1 protein-coding gene and 1 pseudogene are annotated in these 1130 nt (G+C 55.3%); both read right to left on the bottom strand.

Features of this window, described 5'->3' with window-relative positions; genetic code table 11:
- Window positions 1-449 (bottom strand): annotated as a pseudogene (locus BSU04_RS03485) (polysaccharide biosynthesis protein); the annotation flags it as partial.
- 355 nt (window positions 450-804) lie between these two features.
- Window positions 805-1130 (bottom strand): transposase (locus tag BSU04_RS03480; RefSeq protein WP_089159792.1); only part of this gene is annotated, 326 nt, incomplete at its 5' end.

The following is a 1130-nucleotide window of genomic DNA, read 5'->3' as shown; positions in this document are numbered from 1 at the left end:
AGCACGATCACCGGCTTGCCTTGTCCGATCAGGCCACCGTATAGATAGAACTCCTTAGTAGCGCGATATATCGCGCGAGCGCCGCCCATTGCAAGAAACAGCAGCAACGGAGCAACGATCAGAACCGAACGGGGAATCACTGGGTCCGGCTGCGACATGACCGCGCCCACCATCACCACAAGTGCACCGGCTATTACAGATTTCGAAATCCGGATCAAATCGGGCAGGCTCGCAAACACCCACATGCCGCGATACAACCCGAACACGCGAAACATCACCGCATAGACAGGCAACACCCAAATGAGAGCATTGAGCGCGCCGTGCCAAAAGTCGCTAGGGATAGCGCCGTTGAAGCGGACCGAGTAGGCCGCCAGCCAGGTTCCGGCGACGGCGCACAGGTCGAACGCAAATGCGCCCGCCGACAGCCATGTAGCTTTGTATCGATTCATTCGCGCGAACCTTTAGGGTGCTCCCAAAAATTGAAGTTCATTTCGCAACGCCGCAAGGCTGTCCGAGGCCGACTCCGGGCGCCACACGCACCCCATCCGGCCGCTGGAGAACGTTTTCGGCGAAATCAACGACAAATCAACCTTCTGAGACAGAAACATTATGACCGGGATTGTTCGTAATACATGTTAAAAAATGCAAGTATGGCCTACGTCACACTGTGCTTCGGCTTCTGTCAAGGCACTGAGCGACCCGTGCTGACTCTGTTTCGGATCTATTGGAAGACGTCGATATCTTCAAAATGGCGCGGTAGCCGCCCCGCTCTTTGCAAGGTGTAGCGGCTTGGTTTATAAGTGTTCAGGAAAAACGGATTTCAAATTCCGAGCCATAGCCGCCGAGCAGCTTGGCGATCTCTGTATCGATGGTTTCCTTCGTCCAGGTGACGAAGCGCCGCCAGTGATACTTGGCGTGTTTCCAGACGATTTCGATCAAGTTCAGCTCGGGACTGTACGGCGGCAGATAGAAGAGCACCATCCGATGGTCGAGAAACCAGCGGTCGATGGTTTGCTGATCGATGTTGTGATGAATCGAGGCGTTATCGAGCACCACCACAGTCATCAGGCCGGGCGCGCCTTCCTGCGCGACTTGATCAAGAAACCGGATGACGTCGGGACGCTTGATGG

The sequence above is a fragment of the Caballeronia sordidicola genome (genome assembly GCF_002220365.1).
GTDB classification, from domain to species: Bacteria; Pseudomonadota; Gammaproteobacteria; order Burkholderiales; family Burkholderiaceae; genus Caballeronia; species Caballeronia sordidicola_C.
The sequence above is the reverse complement of the archived record's forward strand: the minus strand, read 5'-3'. Positions and strand labels throughout refer to the sequence as shown.